Source organism: Acetobacter sp. UBA5411 (genome assembly GCF_002409645.1).
Lineage (GTDB): Bacteria > Pseudomonadota > Alphaproteobacteria > Acetobacterales > Acetobacteraceae > Acetobacter.
This window is the reverse complement of sequence record NZ_DHNR01000005.1, coordinates 151,681-172,403: the sequence shown is the minus strand read 5'-3', so window position 1 is coordinate 172,403 and position 20,723 is coordinate 151,681. Positions and strand designations below refer to the sequence as shown.

Below are 20,723 nucleotides of genomic sequence, written 5' to 3'. Positions count from 1 at the left end.
ACGGAATACATTGAAACGCCGATATGCGTGTGGCACACGGCGCGACCGCCCGATACTGACCATTGGTCGACGTCCTGTTTTTTTTTGTTTGTGCTCTTCGTTTTCTGACGGCACGTATTTTTAGAACGACATCATCCAGATGCACCATCTGGTTACGTCACAGATAGAACGTCAGTTCAAAAGGAGTAATTCATATTTTCGTGATTTATGCCGCCAGAAAAAGCGGCGGTTCATAGAGTCGGTGATATGGAGTGATTCGATCATCAGAATTGGTCATTTGATGGTGGAATTCGTGAAAAGAATAAGTCTCGTACACTCTCCTGTGATCATAATCGCCCGAAAATAATAAGAGGATTCAAAAACAACTCTTGTTTTTCGCTTGCTCCTGCTAACTGGAGAAGGTATGTAACCAGATAGTGCATATAAGAGCAGGAATTGCCGGAATGTATCTGAACGAGACACAGGAACAGGTGCGCGACACAGCCCGGTCTTTCGCGGATGAAGTCATCCGCCCGGCCGCCGAGGCGCTGGACCGCGAAGAGCGTTTTCCGTCTGAAATATATGAGGAAATGGCAAAAGTCGGTCTTTTTGGGATCGGCGTTCCGGAAGAGCTGGGTGGTCCCGGATTCGACACTCTGACCTATGCTGTGGTCATGGAGGAGTTGTCGCGCGGCTACGCCAGTGTGGCGGATCAGTGCGGTCTGGTTGAGTTGATCTCCACGCTTCTCGTGCGCCACGGCACACCGGTCCAGCAGAAAATGCTGCCGGAAGTCATCAGTATGCGGCGCAAGGTGGCCTACTGCATCACCGAGGCGGAAGCGGGGACCGACGTTTCAGGAATACGCACCACTGCCGAAAAGGATGGTGAAGGGTGGGTTCTGAATGGCGGAAAATTGTGGATTCACAATGCGCCAGTCGCCGATACCGGTTTCGTCCTTGCCCGGACGGACAAGGAAGCCGGAAACCGGGGTATGTCGATTTTCATCGTAGATCTGCACGCGAACGGTGTCGATCGCGGCCCCAAGGAACATAAGATGGGCCAGCGGGCCAGTCAGGTCGGTGGTCTCAACTTCACTGATGTTCGCTTGGGTCCTGACGCGCTTCTCGGACAGGCTGGCCGCGGGTTCCATACGATGATGAGTGTGCTCGACAAGGGCCGTGTCGGCATCGCCGCACTTGCTGTTGGCATCGCGCAGGCTGGACTTGAAGCCGCTGTCGATTACGCAGGCACCCGCAAGCAGTTTGGTAAACATATTTCCGAATTCCAGGGCGTGCAGTGGCTTCTGGCCGATATGGCGAAAGACATTGAGGCGGCGCGTCTCCTTGTGCATTCCGCAGCGGACAAAATCGACAGGGGACAGGATGCGACACGTTCCTGTTCCATGGCCAAGTGTTTTGCTGGTGACATGGCCGTGGCCCGTACGGCTGATGCCGTTCAGGTGTTTGGAGGGTCCGGCTATATTCGTGGTTTCGAGGTCGAGCGCCTTTATCGTGATGCAAAAATTACGCAGATTTACGAAGGAACAAATCAAATCCAGCGTATGATCATAGCGCGGGAACTTCTTAAAAAAGGTGCCCGCACATGAGACAGGCGGCGCTCGTAACCGGCTCTTCGCGCGGCATAGGCTTCGCCGCCGCGGAAGCGCTCGCAAAGGCCGGTTTCGCGATTGCGATCAACGGTCCGGCGGAAGACGAGGAACTGCGCACTGCCGTCAGGCGGATACAGGCCTATGATGTTCCCGTCGTAGCCGCGCCGTTCGATGTCAGCGATACCCGACGTCATGCTGATACACTTGCCTTTATCGAAGACCGGATCGGCACGCTCACCACGCTTGTCAATAATGCCGGTGTCGGTGTGCTTCAGCGAGGCGATCTTCTGGATGTCACGGAAGTCAGTTGGGACCGTTGCCAGACCATCAACGCCCGTGCGCTGTTCTTCCTGTCTCAGGTCTTTGCACGTCGTCTTCTGGCCGCGAAACGGGAAGTCGGTCTGTTTTATTCCATAGTCAATGTTACGTCGTCCAACGCAACGGCCGTGGCTGTGCAGAGATCCGAATACTGCGCTTCGAAAGCCGCCGCCGCGATGGTGTCAAAAGCCCTCGCGGTCCGGCTCGGCCCCGAGAATATTGCTGTTTATGACGTGCAGCCGGGCCTGATCGCTACGGATATGACCGCACCCGTCATCGAAATGTATCGCCAGCGCTCCGCCGACGGCCTTACTCTTTTTCCGCGTGTGGGCACGCCGGAAGACATGGGCTCCATCATCGCCGCTTTGGCCGGCGGTCAGCTTCCTTACACGACCGGACAGGTCATTTCGGCAGACGCCGGAATGCTTGTGCCCCGTTTCTGAGAACCGCCATGAAAATCGCTCTGCCTGATGAAACCGGACGGAAGGTGGATTACCTTCTGACCGGAACGCCGCTTCCTCCCATGCCTCTACCATCCGATCCTGTGCGGATTGTCTACTCCGCCGCCCATGTCGTGGCTGATCCGTTCGCCGCAACAGATCCTTCGGGACAGGCAGCTATCGACTGGGAAAAAACACTGGAATTCCGTCGTTATCTCGCCGGGCTCGGGTTGGGCATCGCCGAAGCCATGGACACGGCGCAGCGCGGCATGGGACTCAACTGGTCGCGTTCGCTCGAACTGATCCGCCGCACAAAAGCCGAGTTGCCGGATGCGCTGGTCGGAAATGGCTGCGGAACCGATCAGCTCGATCCGCGCGATGTGACATCGGTCGATCAGGTCATCCAAGCTTACCTTGAGCAGGCCGATGCAATCCAGGCGGCAGGCGGACGACTGATCCTGATGGCCAGCCGCGCGCTGGTTCAGGTCGCGAAAACGCCTGAAGACTACAAAAAAGTCTATCGCAGAGTTCTGGAAAGCTGCGACGAGCCGGTCATCCTGCACTGGCTTGGAGATATGTTTGACCCGGCCCTGAAAGGATACTGGGGAACGGAAGATTTCGATGGCGCGCTGGAAACGGTCCTGAGCATTATTGAAGACAACAGATCCCGCATCGACGGCATCAAGATTTCTCTGCTTGATAAGGACAAGGAAATTATCCTGCGTCGTCGTCTGCCTGAAGGTGTGCGGATGTATACTGGAGATGACTTCAATTATCCTGAACTCATTCAGGGTGATGCGCAGGGTTTCAGCCATGCCCTGCTTGGGATTTTCGATCCTTTGGCCGTCGCCGCTGCTCAGGCTGTTCGCAAGCTGGGGGAAGGGGATACCGCCGCGTTCCGTTCCATTCTTGATCCGACTGTGCCGTTGGCGCGCGTCATTTTTCGTTCACCGACACAGTATTACAAAACCGGAGTGGTCTTTCTCGCCTGGCTGAACGGGTTTCAGAACCATTTCATTATGCTCAACGGTGCTCAGGCTCTGCGTCCGCTGCCCTATTTCACCGAAATATTCAGACTGGCGGATGGCTGCGGTCTATTGCGCGAACCCGACCTCGCGGTGCAGCGCATGAACACGCTTCTGGCTCTGTACGGAGCATGAAATGCGCGATTTCAGCAATGATCTGTCCGCCCTTGCTCTGAACACTGCAACACTGGGTCATAATGTTACCGGGGCAGGGGCAGGGTGGTCGCCCGAACAGACGATAGACGCCTGTGCCGAACGCGGCATCAAGGGCATTGTCTTCTGGCGTAGAGAGATCGCGGATCGACCTGCCGCAATCGGCGCATACGCCCGCGCAGCCGGGGTCAGTGTCATCGGTCTGTGCCGTGCGCCATTTCTGACAGGTATCCTTGCTTCTCGTCAGAGCAGGGATGTTACCGACGATTTCCGCCTTGCTATTGACCAGACGGCTGAACTTGGTGGGGATATCCTGACAATCGTGGTCGGTGGTGTGCAGCTCGGCACAAAGGGCGTGAGTGAAAGCCTCGGGCTGGTCACGGATTATGTTGCGCAAGCTGCGTCCTATGCCGCGACAATGAATGTCCGGCTGGCGCTGGAGCCATTACATCCCGTCTATGGTGGCGACCGTTCCTGCCTCACCACTACCCGTGACGCACTGGATATCTGCGACCGGATAAGCGCCGACAATCTGGGTGTCGCAATCGATGTTTATCATGTCTGGTGGGATACGGATCTGTCTCGACAGCTGAAACGCGCGGGCAATCGGATCTTCGGTTTCCATCTGTGTGACTGGCTTGTCGAAACGCGGGATGTTCTTCTCGATCGTGGCATGATGGGTGACGGCGTGGCCGATATTCAGGCACTTCGCGCCTCTGTGGAAAACGCGGGGTATTGTGGTGCCTGCGAGGTTGAAATCTTTTCCGTAAATAACTGGTGGAAGCGCGATCCGGTCGATGTGTTGGATGTTATGATCGACCGCTTCCGGACCGTCTGTTGAATGTCAGAGGGAAACATGAAAGTTCTTGTTCCTGTAAAACGTGTGATTGATTACAACATCAAGGTCCGGGTGAAGCCGGACGGATCGGGTCCGGACTTGACCAGCGTGAAAATGTCCATGAACCCGTTTGACGAAATCGCTGTCGAGGAAGCCGTGCGTTTGAAGGAGAAAGGCGTTGTCTCCGAAATTGTCGTCGTTTCCATAGGGATGCCGCAGGCAAAAGACACTCTCCGCACCGCCCTCGCCATGGGGGCTGATCGCGCCATTCTCATAGAGGCTACAACGGACGTCAATCAGGACATCGAGCCTTTGTCCGTCGCAAAGATACTTGTGCATATTGTCAAAGATGAAAATCCTGATCTGATTATCGCTGGCAAACAAGCCATTGATAATGATGCCAACGCCACAGGCCAGATGCTTGCGGGTCTGCTCGGTTGGGGACAGGCTACTTTCGCATCGGCCATCGAAATCGCGGATGGGGGTGCTCTCGTCACGCGGGAAATTGACGGCGGGCTGCAAACCATCCGTGTAAAGCTGCCAGCCGTTGTGACGGCCGATCTGCGCCTCAACGAACCGCGTTATGTCGCCCTGCCCAACATCATGAAAGCAAAGAAAAAGCCTCTGGAAGAACGTCCGCTCGCGGCTCTGGGCATCGATATTGCCCCGCGACTGAAAGTGGTTCGAACAGTCGAACCGGTCGGACGTTCTGCAGGCGTGCGTGTCGCCTCAGTCGATGAACTGTTGGAAAAACTGAAAAACGAAGCAGGAGTCCTCTGATGTCTGTTCTACTGCTCGCCGAAGTCCATAACGGACAACTGGCCACCGATACCGTCGCAAAAGCCTTGTCCGCCCTGTCGCCGCTGAATGACAGCATCGATATTCTGATCATGACAGGAGAAGACATCGGGGCTGCAAACGAAGCTTCGCAACTTGAAGGTGTTTCACGAGTGCTGGTCGCTCAAGACGAAACATTGGCGCATGGCCTTGCAGAACCTGCAGCGGCGCTCATTCTTTCTCTCGCGTCCGGCTATACGCATATTGCCACACCAGCCACGGCATATTCCCGAAATATCCTTCCCCGTGTTGCGGCGCTGCTCGATGTGATGATGATCGGAGACGTCACGGCCATAGAAAGCGCTGACACATTCGAACGCCCGATTTATGCAGGCAATGCCGTCCAGACCGTTACTTCCACAGATCGCATCAAGGTATTCAGCATCAGAACCGCCGTGTTCAAGGCCGCCGGTCAAGGCGGGACAGCTCCGGTGGAAACAGCCCGGCCCGTGACCGATCCTGGGCTTTCATCTTGGGTGGAAGAAACCACAGTCGCTTCGGAGCGTCCGGATCTTACTTCCGCGCGGGTGGTTGTTTCAGGTGGACGCGGGCTCGGGTCGAAAGAGCATTTCGAAACGATTGTGAAACTCGCTGACAAGATGGGAGCGGCTGTCGGGGCAAGTCGTGCCGCTGTTGATCTCGGATACGCTCCCAATGACTGGCAGGTTGGTCAGACCGGCAAGGTCGTGGCGCCGGACCTCTATTTCGCTGTCGGAATCTCAGGCGCCATTCAGCATCTTGCGGGTATGAAGGATTCCAGAGTTATTGTTGCTATCAACAAGGATGAAGACGCGCCTATTTTCAGAGTTGCGGACTATGCTCTGGTTGGTGATCTTTTTTCAATCGTCCCCGAACTGACAGCAAAACTCTAACCCGGTCCTTCGTCAGAATGGATTGAACAAGGATGCAACTCACGAAATAATTAACGGATATTTTCCAATGCTCTGGGAACACCAGCATGGGTTGCGGAGTTTATCCCGGGAATAAAGCCGTCTGTAAAAATAAGCCGCGCGAAACATGACGCGGCACAAGAACAGGATGACAGGCTATGAACCCTGATGAGAAGCGTAAATTCGGTCGGACAAATCTGGATGTAACCGCCATCGCGTTTGGCACGGCGCCGCTTGGCAACTTCATGCGTGAAGTGGACGAAGACGTCGCAGGAGACATGATCCGGCATGCATGGGATGCCGGTATTCGTTTCTACGACACATCACCTATGTATGGTCACGGTCTTGCGGAACTGCGATTGGGTCAGGCTCTGCGCTGGAAAAAGCGTGATGAATTCGTGGTTTCGTCGAAAGTGGGGCGCGTGCTGCGTGCAGGCAAACGATCGGAGATCGATTTCACGCCCTGGAACAACGCAGCACCCAATACCATGACGTTTGACTACAGTTATGATGGCACCATGCGTTCGTTCGAAGACTCTCTGCAACGCCTCGCTCTGGAACGCATTGATATCCTCTTTATTCATGACATTGACCGATTTACGCAGGGAGAAAACCAACCGGAGGTTTTCAGACAAGCAATGGATGGCTGCTGGCGCGCTCTGGAGCGTCTCCGGAATGAAGGGGTTGTCAGCGCGATCGGCGTCGGCGTGAATGAGTGGGAAGTCTGTTATGACGCCATCCGTCAGCGGGATTTTGACTGCTGCCTGCTCGCCGGACGTTACACGTTGCTGGAGCAGGATGCTCTAGATCAGTTTCTTCCGCTCTGCGAAAAACAGAATGTCGCCGTCGTTGTTGGGGGCGGTTTCAATTCCGGGATACTCGCGACGGGAGCCACGCTGGAAGCCAGATACAACTACGCACCCGCGCCCCGGCACGTCATGGAGCGTGTCGCCCTTATAGAAACTGTCTGCCAGGAACATAATGTGCCGCTTCCTGCGGCCGCGCTTCAGTTTGTCGTGGCGCATCCCGCCATCCCGACATTCTGTGCGGGCACAAGAAATGTCGCCCAACTTGAACAGAATCTCGAATGGTTTCGTTACCCCATTCCGGACGATTTTTGGGCTGATCTGAAAAGTCGTGGTCTACTGCGTGAAGATGCGCCTGTTCCCCATAGCAGTAGCATGCACTCTGTCTCTGCCATGACGGGCTGACGTAGAAACGTCTTCAGTAAAATCATCAAACTCCAATCACTTCACTCAATACGTTTACTACGCTCAGTTTCTCCGGGTAAAATGGTAACTATCTGGTCCGATACATCTACAAGCCAAAAATCTGTGCGAGCGGTAAAACGTATCCAGTTCATGTCTCCAGGAGACAAACATGTCGTTCATCAGGAAATATATTGAGCAGCAGACGATCAACCGCCGAAACCTGCTCCTGATGTCAGCATATGGACTGTGCGGCGCAGCCGTCACGTCCGCCATCAGACCTCATGCGGCCAGAGCAGCCTCATCCGATACGCAAATCGCATGGAGCTATCGTGACAGAACCAATCCTTACTGGAATGCGATCGTTTCAGGAGGCAATGCCTTTGTGCAGAGTCTGGGAAAGCCCGAAAGCGCCCTCATCAATCTGATCAACCAAGGGTCCAGCGAAAAATCACTGGCGGATATTCAATCCCTCTTGTCCCGCTATGGCAGCAATGTCGCGCTGGCAGTCGATCCCAACGACATGCCGAACTGCCGCCCCGTCGTCGAGGCTGTCAGCAAAGCACAAGCCTACGCTTCGACAATCTGGAATAAAACCGACGATCTGCATCCCTGGGATTTCGGTGATCACTATGTCTCACACATGACATGGTCGGATGTCGGTCCATCCGAACAGACTGCTCGCGTTCTGTTCGAGGCCATGGGTGGGAAAGGGGGCGTAGTTCATCTCGGAGGTATCAGCTCGAATAACCCGGCCATCGAACGCCTTGCAGGATTTCGCAATGCTTTAAAAGCCTATCCGAATATTGAACTGCTTGCCGTACAGGCCGCTGACTGGGATACGCAGAAAGCCAATCAGGTCATGTCCGGGTTCCTCACCCGTTACGACGATGCCATCAAAGGTGTGCACTGCGCCAGCGACACCATGGCCTATGGTGTTATCGAAGCCCTCCGCGCCGAAGGGATCGAAAACATGCCGATCGTTTCGTATGACGGCAATCCGCAGGCAGTCGATCTCGTTACAAAAGGCAAGATTTTGGCAACCGTTTTCACCAATCCTTACTGGGCAGGTGGCATTACGGCCTCTCTCGCATATTACGCAGCGACGGGCGTATTCAAACCGTCAGCGGAGCCAAAAGAACATCGCGAATTTTACGGTCCGACGACACTGGTCACCACCAAAGATGCACGCGATTTCAAGGCGAAATACATAGATACCAACCCGAAATACGATTGGAAAAACTTCTGGGCGCTGTCCGGCGGTCAGATCCAGTACAAATAAAAACAGACTGTCGCGACAGAGTAAAATCAAAAATATCCTGTCCGTGACGATGTCGTAACTCTGACCAGAAAAATGAGGCTGGATCAATGAACAGGTTCCTGGCCATGGAAACTCTAAGGAAATGGGTGCCGCTGCTCGTGCTCGCAGGTTTATGTCTGTTTTTCACGGCGATGAATCCCCATTTCCTCACACCGCGTAACTTCGCTCGTATCGCCATTTCTTCATCACCCGTCCTGATGGTCGCAATTGGGGTCACGTTCGTCATCCTCATGGGATCAATCGATCTCTCTATGGAAGGCACCGTCGCGGTCTGTGCCGTGCTGTTTGCACTCACTCTCAACGCTCTCGGCGGTTCGATCGCCGGTTGGGGCTGGGTGGCGATCCCCGTGGCACTGTTTGTCGGAGCGGTGATGGGCGCGGTGAACGGTCTGGTGCATGTCAGACTGCGTATCCCCTCCTTCATGGCCAGCCTGTCACTCGGCTTCGTCGGTATCGGATTGTCCCTGCTCATAACAGGCGGTGACCGGATCCTGATCGATGACCCACTTTTCCGTTCCCTGCTGACCGTGCGTGTTGGTGGCTTCCCCTTGATGATGTACGCGGCTCTGGCCTGCCTGCTGGTGGCCTGGTTCATTCAGGATCACACGACAACAGGACGCAACTTTTACGCCGTAGGCGGCGGAGAGGATCTGGCACGGGCATCCGGTCTGAATGTCGGAAGGCTACGTATCATCGGCTTCGTGCTTGCCGGCATGTTTTATGCCTTGGGCGCCATTTTTGCCGTCGCACGACTGGGCATCGCTGAAACTGAAACCGGCCGCAACTTCATGTTCATGTCCATCACCTCTGTCGTGGTCGGCGGCACCGCACTGCGTGGTGGTGAAGGAGGCGTATGGAACACGCTCATCGGTGTGCTGATCGTGAATGTCATCGGCAACGGAATGGTTGTCATCGGTCTGGCCGATTACTTCCAGGACGGTGTCCTCGGCCTGTTGGTGATCACTGCGGTCTGGCTCTCCACCGACCGGCGTTCGCTCTCATTTGTAAAGTAAGAAGCCATGTTCGAGCTACAGAATATCGAAAAACGCTATACCGGCGTGCATGTGCTCAAAGGCGTGGATTTCCGGATCGATGATGGGGAGATTATCGGCCTTGTCGGTGAAAATGGTGCCGGAAAATCGACACTGATGAAAATCATATATGGTGCGGTCCAGCAGGATGGCGGCACCATTCTGGTGGATGGACAAGCCGTCACCTTCCGGACACCGCGTGACGCGATGAAGATGGGCGTTGGCATGGTTTATCAGGAACAGTCCCTGATCCCGAACCTGACGGTCATGGAAAACATCTTCCTCGGTTTTGAAAGACCCTTTGTTCGCTTTGGCGCGATCCGCTGGAAGAAAATGGCTAAAGCCGCGCGGGTGCAGCTTGCAAAGGTCGGTCTGGATATCGACCCGGCCACCATCACATCGCGGCTGACTTTCGCCCAGCGTCAGCTTGTCGAACTGGCCAAGGTTCTTGCTTTGGAAGAGCGCGTAGAGGGCAAACTTGTCATTCTGCTGGATGAACCGACCTCGGTTCTCTCTCGCGATGAAATAGAACTTCTGTTCAGCGTCGTTCGTGCATTGCGGAGGCGGGCGTCTTTCATTTTCGTCTCTCACCGGCTGGATGAAATACTCGCTCTTTCAGATCGCATTTATGTTCTGAAAGACGGCGCTGTCGTGGATGTCATGATAGCGAAAGATGCCAGCATTGCCACCATTCAGAAAGAGATGGTCGGTCGCGACATCAGCACTGAATACTACCGGGAAGATCGCCAGTTTCCTTATGATGAAGAGAAGGTTCTTCTCGAACTGGATCATGTCGGAATCGTGGGACGTGGTAACGATGTTTCTCTGAAACTCCATGCCGGAGAGGTTCTCGCCCTTGTCGGCGTTGAGGGATCGGGGCGGGAGCCCATTCTTCGCACCATATTCGGTATGCTCAGGCCCGAAAAAGGCACGCTCCGCATTCGTGGCAAGCCGGTCAACCGCTTCAGCCCGTCGCACAGTGTAGCGCACGGCATCGGATACATCCCGCGGGAACGAAAGATCGAAGGCATCGCCAGCGGCATGAACGTGTTCGAGAACATGACGCTCTCGCAGATGAAAAACTACACAAAGGGCGGTGTGCTCAACATTGCAGCCGAACGGAAGCTGGCGCGCGAATGGATCGGGAAACTGTCCATCAAGGTTCCGTCCGAATATGCCGACTGTGGCAATCTTTCTGGCGGAAATCAGCAGAAAGTCGTTCTGGCAAAATGGCGCAGCGGCGGATCGGACATCATCCTGCTCGACCATCCGACACGCGGTCTCGATATCGGCGCGAAAGAAGATGTTTACGCCATGATCCGGGACATGTCGGCAGACGGTGTCGGCATCATTCTCATCGCGGATACACTGGAAGAGGCAATCGGCCTCAGTCACACCATCGCTGTCATTAAAGACGGGGACATCAAACAATGGTTCAACTGTCAGCCGGGCGCAAAACCGTCACTCTACGACCTCATCCAGCACATGGTGTGAGTGGCGATCTGACCCTGACCGAAAAGTTACGGCGTCACCTTCCGTGGATTACACTCGTCAGTGTGCTGCTGCTGGTCGGTCTGCGGGATATCAATTTTCTCAGTCCGCAGAATCTGATTACGCTGTCGTCTGATGTGGTGCCGCTGCTGATCATGGCTACCGGTATGACGTTCGTTATCTATATTGGCGGCATCGACCTGTCCTCGCAGTCCATCGCCAACATGGCGACCGTACTGGCGACCATTTCGCTGCCTGCGCTGGGGGTGGGTTCCGCGCTGCTGGTCATCGCAGCCGGTCTGGTCTCCGGAATGGTTTCAGGCGTGGTCACAACACGCCTGAAAGTTCCATCTTTTATCTCAACGCTGGCTGTCGGCGGCATCGCGCTTTCCGTTGGACAATATGCGTCTGGCCAGCAGGCGCTGCATATGGATACGGAACAGCGGCGGCAGGCTTTCGGTTGGATGACAGGCCAGACTGCTGGCGTTCCACACATTCTTGTCCTCGCTCTCGCGATTGTTGCCATTGCCTGGTTCATGCAGGTCCGCATGCTACCTGGACGCACATTGAAAGCCATTGGCGCAGGGGAGCCGGTCGTTGTCGCTTCCGGCATCCGTGCGGACCGTTACAAGATTCTGGCTTTCGCTCTTTCCGGCATGTTCGCAGCCATTGCCGGTCTCATGTTCTCTGTTCGTCTTTCCGGTGGTTCACCAACTCTGGCGGAAGGCTTTCTGTTGCCGGCAATTGTTGCCGTCCTAGTCGGCGGAACGCCTCTGACAGGCGGTGTCGGCGGCGTCCTTAACACGCTGATTGGCACCATGATTGTCGCTGTCGTGCGGGCGAGCATGCTTTATTTTAATATTCCTGCGACAGGACAGCAGATTTTCTTCGGTCTAGTCCTGATCGTCGCCATCGCGACAACAATAGATCGTTCAAAAATGAAGGTCGTCAAATAAATAACGTGGAGATAGAGCCATGGAAACCATGCAGGCAGCCGTTCTCGTTGCCCCTGGCCGGTTCGAGGTCAGGGAAGTTCCCATCCCCGTCATAGGTCCGGACGATGTGCTCGTCAGGGTTGACCGCTGCGGTATCTGCGGCACCGATGTCCATATATTCCATGGACATTATGTTGCGGACAGACTGCCTTTTATTCCGGGTCATGAATTTACCGGAACCATCGCCCGTACCGGTGAGCACGTTAGCGGTCTGCAAACCGGACAGCGCGTTGTCGCCGACATCAATATCGGCTGTGGCCACTGCTATTTCTGCCGTCGAAACGAAATTCTGAACTGTAAAGACATGCGCCAGATAGGCATCCATTGTGATGGTGGTTTTGCGCAGTATGTTTCCGTGCCCGCCCGCCAGATTATTCCTGCGCCTGAGACAACCGCTCCAGAAATACTAGCTCTGACCGAACCTGTTGCTTGCGTTGTGCGTGCTGCTCGCAAGGCTCAGGTGGGCTTCGGTCAGTCCGTTGTCGTGCTTGGTGCAGGTCCGATCGGAAATCTTCATATCCAGATGATGCGCCTTGTCGGAGCGGCTCCGATTATTGCCGTGGAGTTGTCCCCGGAACGTGCGAAACTCGCGACGGAAGCTGGAGCGGATGTCGTAATCACCGATCCGGAGGACGTAGTGCGGATCGTCAAGGCTCATACAGGCGATAGGGGTGCTGACATCGTCATCGAGAGTATCGGTTCGCCTGCGCTTTATGCCCGTGCTTTCGATCTTATTCGTCCTGGCGGTCACATTGCGGCCTTCGGTATTACAGGGCCGGATGATACCGTCCCGCTCCGGATTCTGGACGTGATCCTGAAGGAAAATTCCATAAAAGGTTCAGTCGCCGGTATGGGCGAAGATATGCACGATGCGCTTACGCTTCTGACGCATAACCGCTTCAGGACTGAACCTTTTACGCAGAGCGTCGTTCCGCTTGATCAGATACAGGAGGCGTTCGATACGTTGAAAGACAGACCAGATATTCTGAAAGTTCAGATCACCCCGTCAGCGTAACAGAATGGAGCCGATCAGACGCGAAAATTACCGTGTATAAAAGGATTATTTCATGACTGGGGATAACGGAAAAACACTGATCTGCGAGTATTTTTACATCCGGTAAATGTCTTGTTACTTAAGCTGGGAAAGGGTACTAGGGACATGATCTGCCGCACGCTCTGCCAGTTTAAGGAGATACCATGACAAAAGTGTCGAATGTCGCCAGTCAGGCCGGAGTGCGGGGGGAAAAGACCGCGTCCACCAGAGTAACGCCAATGCCGCATGCTAGAGACGCGGAGGCGACTCAGAAACGTATTCTCGACGCAGCTAAAAAAGAATTTGCAATGAACGGCCTTGCCGGTGCGCGTGTCGATATCATCGCGGCCAGGGCTGAAGCCAACAAGCGCATGATTTATCATTATTTTGGCAATAAGGAAGCACTGTTCGAGCGCGTACTGGAAGATGCCTATGCCGATATCTGCATGGCGGAACAATCTCTGAAACTGGATCATCTGGATCCGAAAACTGCACTTGAAACTCTCGTCCGGTTCACGTGGCAATATTATCTGGATAACCCGGATTTTCTGACGCTGGTCAACAATGAAAACCTGCAACGCGGCGTGCATTTGCAGAATTCTGAAGTGCTACCAGTCATCAGTCGCAACCGTCTAAATATGGTAGAATCTCTTCTGGCGCGCGGAGAAAAAGCAGGTGTGTTCCGTTCGGGTGTTGACGCGATGCAGCTCAACATCACTATCGCTGCTATTGGCTATTATTATATTACAAACCGGTTCACAGGCTCCATTATCTTCGACTGTGATTTCATGGCGCCGGACAAGCTGAAAAAACGGATAAAGTTCAATCTGCAAACCATTACGAGACTGGTCTGCAAATAAACGCACTGAACGGAAATACCTATTCTGTACATCTGCCCAGAACATGAAACTCCGCGCAAAATCGTAAGAGGGTTCGCGGATCGACGATATTACTTAAGCCGCTCTGAATCGGTTCTGCACAGATAATCCTGCCAGATAGAAGAGTTCTTCTGCACAAAAGGTTTTTTCCGGTTTCAGATAACTTCACATACGCGTGGGTAAATCGATGAATCATGGGATTATGCTTGAGGTCAGATGGTCTTGTGCATATAAATAACCAGATAGTTATATGTGGTTAAGAGGTTCCGGTATGACAAAAACAAAAAGCGCCGCGGACGTTGCAGCGATGATCAAAGATGGCGCTATCGTCGCGGTAAATTCTTCCAGTGGCCTGTGTTGCCCCGATGCCGTTCTGGCAGCCATTGGCGAACGATTTGGCAATGAAGGTGCGCCACGCAACATCACCACAATCCATCCTATTGCCGCAGGTGACATGTTCGGAACCCGAGGTGTGGATCACCTTGCGCAACCTGGTCTCATTTCCCGTATTATCGGCGGTTCCTATCCTTCCGGTCCGTCTTCAGCCGAACCGCCTCTCATCCGCCAGATGCTGGGCCGCAACGAGATTGCTGCCTATAACGTGCCCAGCGGCATCATATTTGACATCCTGCGTGAAGGGGCCGCCATGCGTCCCGGCGTGCTTACAAAGGTTGGACTGGATACCTTCGTTGACCCTGCGCAGGAAGGTTGCGCGATGAATGAGGCGGCCCGCGAAAAACCGCTGGTCAGCAAAGTAGAGTTTCAGGGCGAGGAATGGCTGTATTTCCCCTCCATCCGACCGGATGTCGCCATCATCCGCGCCAGCACCGCTGACGAACGCGGTAATCTGACGTTCGAAAACGAGGGCGCCTATCTTGGTGCTATGGAACTGGCGCTTGCCGCGCATAACAGTGGTGGCATCGTCATAGCTCAAGTGAAAAGCATCGCGCAGGCTGGCACGCTGCGCCCTCACGATGTAAGGGTTCCCGGCATTCTGGTGGATTACATCGTCGAAGCGCCCAACCAGTTGCAGACAACTGCTACTCCCTACGATCCAGCCATCTCCGGCGAGGTTTTCCGGCCGCTCGACAGTTTCACTATGCCGCCTTTCGATGCGGCAAAAGTCATGGCGCGCCGTGTCGCGCAGGAACTGAAACCCGGCTGGGCCGTCAACATCGGGTTCGGAATCTCCGCCAATGTGCCTCGGATACTTCTTGAGGAAGGTCGTCACGGTGACGTCACATGGGTTATCGAACAGGGAGCCGTCGGAGGCATCCCGCTTCTGGACTTCAAGTTCGGTTGTTCGGCTAATGCCGAAGCCTTTGTCGCGTCTCCGCATCAGTTCACCTATTTTCAGGCTGGTGGCTTCGATATTTCACTACTGTCTTTCCTCCAGATCGACAGAAACGGCTCGGTCAACGTCTCCAGACTGTCCGCCAGACCTCATGTCACGGCTGGCGCTGGCGGTTTTGTCGATATCACTTCACGCGCCCGCCGGATCATTTTCTCCGGCTACTTCAATGCTGGCGCGAAGCTGAACATTGTTGACGGCAGACTGGTCGTTGAAAAAGAGGGAAAAGTTGCGAAAATTGTCGATCAGCTCGAACAGGTCTCCTTCTCGGGGCCACGCGCGGTCGAACAGGGGCAGGAAGTGCTGTACGTCACTGAGCGCTGTGTCATGCGCCTCACTCCGGATGGCCTGATGGTCACCGAAATTGCACCCGGTATTGATCTGCAAACTCAGGTTCTCGATCAGGCCCATACAGCGCTGCTCGTTTCTCCCTCACTCCGCGTCATGGATGCTGCTCTTTTCCGTCCCGATGGAAAAGCCCCGTCCGAAAACGCCCGCGTCGCAGCCTGAAAATAGCCCGTTTCGGCCATAAATCAGAAACGGACATGGCATAACAGCGCGGCAGGAACTGGAAGATGATCTTTCCCTGATCCTGCCGACCGTTCGTCATGATGGCCTGTCCGAATAAGCCGGAAAAGCGGGTGAGGAGAACAGATCCATGTCGGGTGAACGCGCGTTTCTCACGCGGCTTTTCAAAGCAGCCGTTGCAGCGGCGGACCCTGAAGTCGTGCTGCGTCCATTTCTTCCGCCACGTCCCGCCGGCAGAACAGTCGTGGTCGGGGCAGGGAAGGGAGTCGCCCAGCTTGCCCGTGCTCTGGAAAATGCGTGGGACGGGCCGTTATCCGGCATCGTAGTGACGCGCTACGGCTATGGCGCGCCCTGCGAACGGATACGCGTGGTCGAAGCCAGTCATCCGGTTCCGGATCAGGCGGGACTGGAAGCGACGACACTCTTGTTTGAACAGGTGCGCGGACTAGAACCGGACGATCTGGTCATCGCCCTGATCTGTGGCGGCAGTTCGGCACTCCTGCCCGCGCCGCCCGAAGGACTGACGCTTCAGGACGAAATGTCGCTCAATGAAGTCCTACTTGCATCAGGTGCGCCCATCTCCGTCATGAACATGATACGCAAGCAGGTTTCGCGCATCAAAGGTGGCAGGCTGGCCGCCGCCGCGTGGCCAGCCCGTGTTGCGTCCCTCATTGTGTCTGATATTCCCGGGGACAATCCCGCGCTGGTCGGCTCTGGTCCCACAGTTCCTGATCCGACGACCTGTCAGGATGCTCTGAACGCAGCGGAGCGCTACAATATCCCGTTGCCTGCAGTCGTCAGGCGGCATCTTGAAGCCCTGACAGTCGAATCTCCCTGTCCCGATGACCCTGTTTTTCAGAAAAACACAGTGCAGATCATCGCTTCTGCTTCCATATCTCTGGAGGCAGCAGCAGCTGTTTCTGAGATGGAAGGTATCCGCGCTGTCATTCTCTCGGATTCCATCGAAGGTGAAGCAAGGGATATCGCGCAGATGCACGCGGCGATCGCTCGCGAAATCGTTATGCGCAATCGGCCTTTTCCAAAACCGGTCGTTCTCCTGTCCGGTGGGGAAACAACCGTCACGCTCCGTGGTAAAGGAAAAGGGGGGCGCAACAGCGAATTTGCTCTGGGTCTGGCTATCGGAATCAGCGGCATCGAAGGCATCCATGCCTTGGCCGCCGACACGGACGGCATAGACGGTAGCGAGGACAATGCAGGAGCTTTTGCGGACTCCTTTACTGCGGCGAGGCTGTATCAGTACGGTCTGGATCCGGAGATTTTCCTGAGACGCAATGATGCGTGGACTGCTTTTTCCAAGCTGAATGATCTGTTCGTAACCGGTCCCACCGGAACAAACGTCAATGATTTCCGTGCAATTTTGATTTCGGAATGATTACGACCGGATTTTATCGGACAATGAGTCCTGAGCCTAGCAATCTCGGCGGATTTTGTACGGGTCATCAGACGAACTCCGAAATGAAACGGAATCATCATTGGTCCAAAATCGCTACTTGATTTTTGGATGGAATAAAGCGGTTTGCCCGTAAACCCCTCATAAAATTGCCAAATAAATTGGCGTCCCGTACGGGATTCGAACCCGTGTTGCCGCCGTGAAAGGGCGGTGTCCTAGGCCTCTAGACGAACGGGACAGAGGCGAGGGCGTAATTAGGCGAGGGAGCGATGGGCGTCAAGCGGCATATGAAAGAAAAAACAAAATTATTGTCTTTCAGGGGTTAACCCTGCGTACTGACGCGTGCTGCGGGGCCAAATGCGGAGCTGGTGATATGCAGGGCAGAGGCGGGAACGCCCTTCTTGATCAGCGCGTCTGCCAGCGTTCTGCCGCGCAGCAGACCAAGTTCAACAGCCTGCGTCTGATCGTCCGGTGACATGGAAACCGTCTCGCCGCTGCAATGCAGGAATAGCGGAGCGCCGCGACGGTTATTGATCAGCTTGGTCAGAGTGCCATCCTGTCCGGGTTTCATCTGATCCGATCCCGGAAGGAAACCGATCAGCGTACCGTCCTTGGGTGAGACATCATAATCCGGCTGAATCGGTTCCAAGGCGAGTGCGTCGCGAGGAGGCGCAAAGCCCGGGATGGAAGGGATAGCAGGCGGTCCGGCAGGAATTTCCGGCAGAGGCTGGGTCACGGAAGTCTGTACAACCGCAGCATCCCCCCGGAAGTCGGGCATGGCGAGTTCTGCTTCAGATGCTGCCGGTGTAGCGTCAGGTTTTGCCTTGGGGGCAGGAGAGGGCGCTGTGGGTGGGGCCGCCGCAGTTGGAGTGGGCGAAGAATCTGCCGCGTCAAGGATGGCGCCCATCCCGCCGGAAGGAACGGGAGTGGATGCGCTTGCCGGAGCCGCCTGTGTCGCTCCTGCTTTGGACGCATCCTGAGCCGCAGGTTTGTTCGCGGCGGCTGCATTGGGTGGCGGAGGAATGACGGGCGTCAGAGTCCCGTTCTGCGCCTCAGTCCGCATGGTGAGATTGCGGGAAGCGATCAGATTATTGGTGATGGACTGACGTAGTTCCGGGGACGGAAGCTCCGGTGGTGTGGTGGGCGTCAGGCCGACACGGGGATATGGATCGAATTGTCCCGGCGCAGGAGGGCGCTGCTGGGCAATGATTCCACCCTCATGCTGGTGGTACCAGTCAACCGTGGTGTCGACCAGATCGCGATGCTGGCAGCCAGCCAGAAGCGCACAGGAAAACGGCAGGACGATCCTGAAGAAGCTTCGGCTCACAGCCGACTGGAACGGAAAAATTGTCATTGGGCTCATCTTAATCGCTTCGGGTTTCTCTGGCGAGAGCCACTGTCGTGAAAGCGATGTTGTGCTGTACCTCTTGGCATTGCCGGCAGGGCGGCGCAGAATAAGAAGAATGAGATCACATTACTCAACCAAGGAGGCCGACCTGATGGGCGCCAATCGCATGCTGGACGATGTCACCAAAGGGCGGATCAGACTCGATGACGAGGATCCGAGCGGCCCTGACATTCCTGCTCCCGAAGGCCCGGAGCCGTCTGAGCCGGATGACAACAAGACGTTGTCCTCGCCGATCAATGAGCTGGAAACCAAGCTGTTCGATCAGCGCAAGGTTCTGATTTTTGGCGGTATCAACGACAAGATCGCCCGCGATGTGACCGGTCGTCTGCTGGCTCTTGCCGGTGCGTCCGACAAGCCGATCGACGTTTATGTCAACTCCCCGGGCGGTCATGTGGAAAGTGGCGACACGATTCACGACATGATCCGCTTTGTCGATTCCGTGGCCCCGGTCAACATGATCGGCACCGGCTGGGTCGCATCGGCTGGTGCGCTGATTTTCGCAGCTGGTCACAAGGATCGTCGATTCTGTCTCCCCAACACGCGCTTCCTGCTGCATCAGCCGATGGGCGGCGTGCGTGGGCCGGCAACCGATATCGACATTGAGGCCCGCGAGATCATCAAGATGCGTGAGCGTCTGAATCACCTGTTCGCCCGTGAGACAGGCCAGCCTTACGAGAAAGTCTGCAAGGACACGGATCGTAATTACTGGATGTCGGCTGAAGAGGCGATTTCTTACGGTCTCGTGACACGGATCATTTCCAAGCCGTCCGATATCCACTAACCGCGCTCTGTCCCGCGCTGTGTGCGTGGAAAGAGATCCATCATCAGATATGGCGCGTCTCCGTGATGGGGATGCGCCATTTTCCAACATGGGTACGTGGAAATGACTGCACTTGCCGATATCTACACCAGACTCCCGGACAGCATTGATGACCTGCCTCCTCCGCCGAACGCAGAGGCCGTAGAGCAGGCCGATTACCGCGCCCGTCACTGGAGTTCTTCCATTCCCGGTCCGCTCAAACCCGGTTCGCCGGAGCACAAGCGGGCCATGGCGGACATGTTTCGGGAGACGTTCAATCCCTATCGTCCTTCTGTCATCAACTGGCCCAAGCTGGAGCCGGATGCCCTGAGGCGTGTGACGTCCCTGCCGATCTGGGACATCGCCGTGCAGACGGAAGGCAAGGCGCGTCTGCGTATGGCAGCCTATGCGCGGATGATCGACGATCCGGACATCAAGGACGCGATTTCCCGGAATGCATGGGAAGAAAACCGGCACAAGGAAGTTCTGAGCAAGCTGGTCGAGGCTTACGGAATCGAGATGGCTCCCGAGCCGCCATACGTCGAGCCGAAGGACGTCGAGTGGGCCTATCTCGTCACGGGTTTCTCTGAATGTGTGGACAGCTTCTTTGCGTTCGGCATGTTCCGCGTCGCCCAGACGTCAGGGTTCTTTCCTGCGGAACTGATCGAGACGTTCGAGCCTGTGATGCAGGAAGAGTGCCGTCACATCCTGCTCTTCGCCAACTGGCTGGCCTGGTATCGTGCAGTCATGCCGGCGTGGAAGCGTCCCTGGTTTGAACTAAAGGTTCTCGCCGTGTGGGGCTTCCTGATTTACGAGCGTCTGGGTCTTGTTCATTCTGTCGACGCCAATGGTGAAGAGCATACGCAGGACAACAACTTCACGGTGACCGGCACCAAGGACATGACCAGTCAGGATATTACGCTGGCGGACTTCATGCAGCTTTGTCTCACCGAGAACGCCAGACGTTTTTCGGGTTATGACCCGCGTCTGCTCCGGCCCAAGCTGGCTCCGAATATCGCCAAGACGATTCTGTTCGTGTTGCGTCTGTTTGGACGCAAGCCGCATGATCTGGAAGCAGGCGCGCCGGTCGCCGCCTGAAGTGATGTTTGAGGGCGGGACGTAGATTTTTTCGTCCCCGCATCATGTGTTTTGAATGGGGATCACAGTTCATAAACTGTG

18 protein-coding genes and 1 tRNA gene are annotated in these 20,723 nt (G+C 55.4%); 17 read left to right on the top strand and 2 right to left on the bottom strand.

Going from position 1 to position 20,723, the window contains the following annotated elements:
• The first annotated feature begins 443 nt into the window (after positions 1–443).
• From B3759_RS01625 to B3759_RS01555, 15 genes are all read left to right on the top strand, one after another.
• On the top strand, positions 444–1,586 hold the full coding sequence (locus B3759_RS01625) for an acyl-CoA dehydrogenase family protein (protein WP_291362994.1): 1,143 nt from the start codon (positions 444–446) through the stop codon (positions 1,584–1,586).
• The gene (locus B3759_RS01620; RefSeq protein WP_291362992.1) at positions 1,583–2,350 is read left to right on the top strand and encodes a 3-ketoacyl-ACP reductase; all 768 of its coding nucleotides are present in this window, start codon (positions 1,583–1,585) and stop codon (positions 2,348–2,350) included. Before B3759_RS01625 ends, B3759_RS01620 begins: the two co-directional genes overlap by 4 nt.
• 8 nt (positions 2,351–2,358) lie before the next feature.
• Entirely contained in the window at positions 2,359–3,507 is a 1,149-nt protein-coding gene (locus B3759_RS01615; RefSeq protein WP_291362991.1) for a dihydrodipicolinate synthase family protein, read from the top strand.
• Position 3,508: 1 nt separating this feature from the next.
• Positions 3,509–4,366, top strand: coding sequence for a sugar phosphate isomerase/epimerase family protein (locus B3759_RS01610; RefSeq protein WP_291362989.1), 858 nt, complete (start codon positions 3,509–3,511; stop codon positions 4,364–4,366).
• A gap of 15 nt (positions 4,367–4,381) precedes the next feature.
• A complete protein-coding gene (locus B3759_RS01605) occupies positions 4,382–5,143 on the top strand; it encodes an electron transfer flavoprotein subunit beta/FixA family protein (protein ID WP_291362987.1) in 762 nt (253 codons plus the stop codon).
• Entirely contained in the window at positions 5,143–6,072 is a 930-nt protein-coding gene (locus tag B3759_RS01600; protein WP_291362985.1) for an electron transfer flavoprotein subunit alpha/FixB family protein, read from the top strand. Before B3759_RS01605 ends, B3759_RS01600 begins: the two co-directional genes overlap by 1 nt.
• 176 nt (positions 6,073–6,248) lie before the next feature.
• Positions 6,249–7,301 carry an aldo/keto reductase gene (locus tag B3759_RS01595; protein ID WP_291362983.1) on the top strand — a complete coding sequence of 351 codons (1,053 nt, stop codon included), beginning with the start codon at positions 6,249–6,251 and terminating at the stop codon, positions 7,299–7,301.
• Between the two features lie 169 nt (positions 7,302–7,470).
• Complete coding sequence (locus B3759_RS01590) at positions 7,471–8,580, top strand: sugar ABC transporter substrate-binding protein (RefSeq protein WP_291362981.1); 1,110 nt, start codon at positions 7,471–7,473, stop codon at positions 8,578–8,580.
• A gap of 86 nt (positions 8,581–8,666) precedes the next feature.
• On the top strand, positions 8,667–9,632 hold the full coding sequence (locus B3759_RS01585) for an ABC transporter permease (protein WP_291362979.1): 966 nt from the start codon (positions 8,667–8,669) through the stop codon (positions 9,630–9,632).
• A 6-nt stretch (positions 9,633–9,638) separates the two neighbouring features.
• Positions 9,639–11,144: a sugar ABC transporter ATP-binding protein gene (locus B3759_RS01580; RefSeq protein WP_291362977.1), complete on the top strand. Its 1,506-nt coding sequence runs from the start codon at positions 9,639–9,641 to the stop codon at positions 11,142–11,144.
• Positions 11,081–12,097: an ABC transporter permease gene (locus B3759_RS01575; protein ID WP_291362975.1), complete on the top strand. Its 1,017-nt coding sequence runs from the start codon at positions 11,081–11,083 to the stop codon at positions 12,095–12,097. The genes B3759_RS01580 and B3759_RS01575 overlap by 64 nt, the downstream gene beginning before the upstream one ends.
• A gap of 19 nt (positions 12,098–12,116) precedes the next feature.
• Positions 12,117–13,151: a zinc-dependent alcohol dehydrogenase gene (locus tag B3759_RS01570; protein WP_349679282.1), complete on the top strand. Its 1,035-nt coding sequence runs from the start codon at positions 12,117–12,119 to the stop codon at positions 13,149–13,151.
• A gap of 182 nt (positions 13,152–13,333) precedes the next feature.
• Positions 13,334–14,029 carry a TetR/AcrR family transcriptional regulator gene (locus B3759_RS01565; protein ID WP_291362973.1) on the top strand — a complete coding sequence of 232 codons (696 nt, stop codon included), beginning with the start codon at positions 13,334–13,336 and terminating at the stop codon, positions 14,027–14,029.
• Between the two features lie 289 nt (positions 14,030–14,318).
• Positions 14,319–15,908 (top strand): acyl CoA:acetate/3-ketoacid CoA transferase, encoded by a 1,590-nt coding sequence (locus tag B3759_RS01560; protein WP_291362971.1) that lies wholly within the window; start codon positions 14,319–14,321, stop codon positions 15,906–15,908.
• Between the two features lie 148 nt (positions 15,909–16,056).
• On the top strand, positions 16,057–17,319 hold the full coding sequence (locus tag B3759_RS01555) for a glycerate kinase type-2 family protein (protein ID WP_291362969.1): 1,263 nt from the start codon (positions 16,057–16,059) through the stop codon (positions 17,317–17,319).
• Between the two features lie 180 nt (positions 17,320–17,499).
• Here B3759_RS01555 and B3759_RS01550 read toward each other — a convergent pair.
• Together B3759_RS01550 and B3759_RS01545 are read right to left on the bottom strand one after the other, a co-directional pair.
• Positions 17,500–17,575, bottom strand: a tRNA-Glu gene (locus B3759_RS01550).
• Between the two features lie 84 nt (positions 17,576–17,659).
• On the bottom strand, positions 17,660–18,691 hold the full coding sequence (locus tag B3759_RS01545; protein ID WP_291362967.1) for a hypothetical protein: 1,032 nt from the start codon (positions 18,689–18,691) through the stop codon (positions 17,660–17,662).
• A gap of 145 nt (positions 18,692–18,836) precedes the next feature.
• On the opposite strand from B3759_RS01545, the gene B3759_RS01540 reads away from it, so the two are divergent.
• Positions 18,837–19,526 carry an ATP-dependent Clp protease proteolytic subunit gene (locus B3759_RS01540; protein WP_291362965.1) on the top strand — a complete coding sequence of 230 codons (690 nt, stop codon included), beginning with the start codon at positions 18,837–18,839 and terminating at the stop codon, positions 19,524–19,526.
• A gap of 102 nt (positions 19,527–19,628) precedes the next feature.
• Positions 19,629–20,642 carry a ferritin-like domain-containing protein gene (locus tag B3759_RS01535; RefSeq protein WP_010665776.1) on the top strand — a complete coding sequence of 338 codons (1,014 nt, stop codon included), beginning with the start codon at positions 19,629–19,631 and terminating at the stop codon, positions 20,640–20,642.
• Positions 20,643–20,723: the final 81 nt, after the last annotated feature.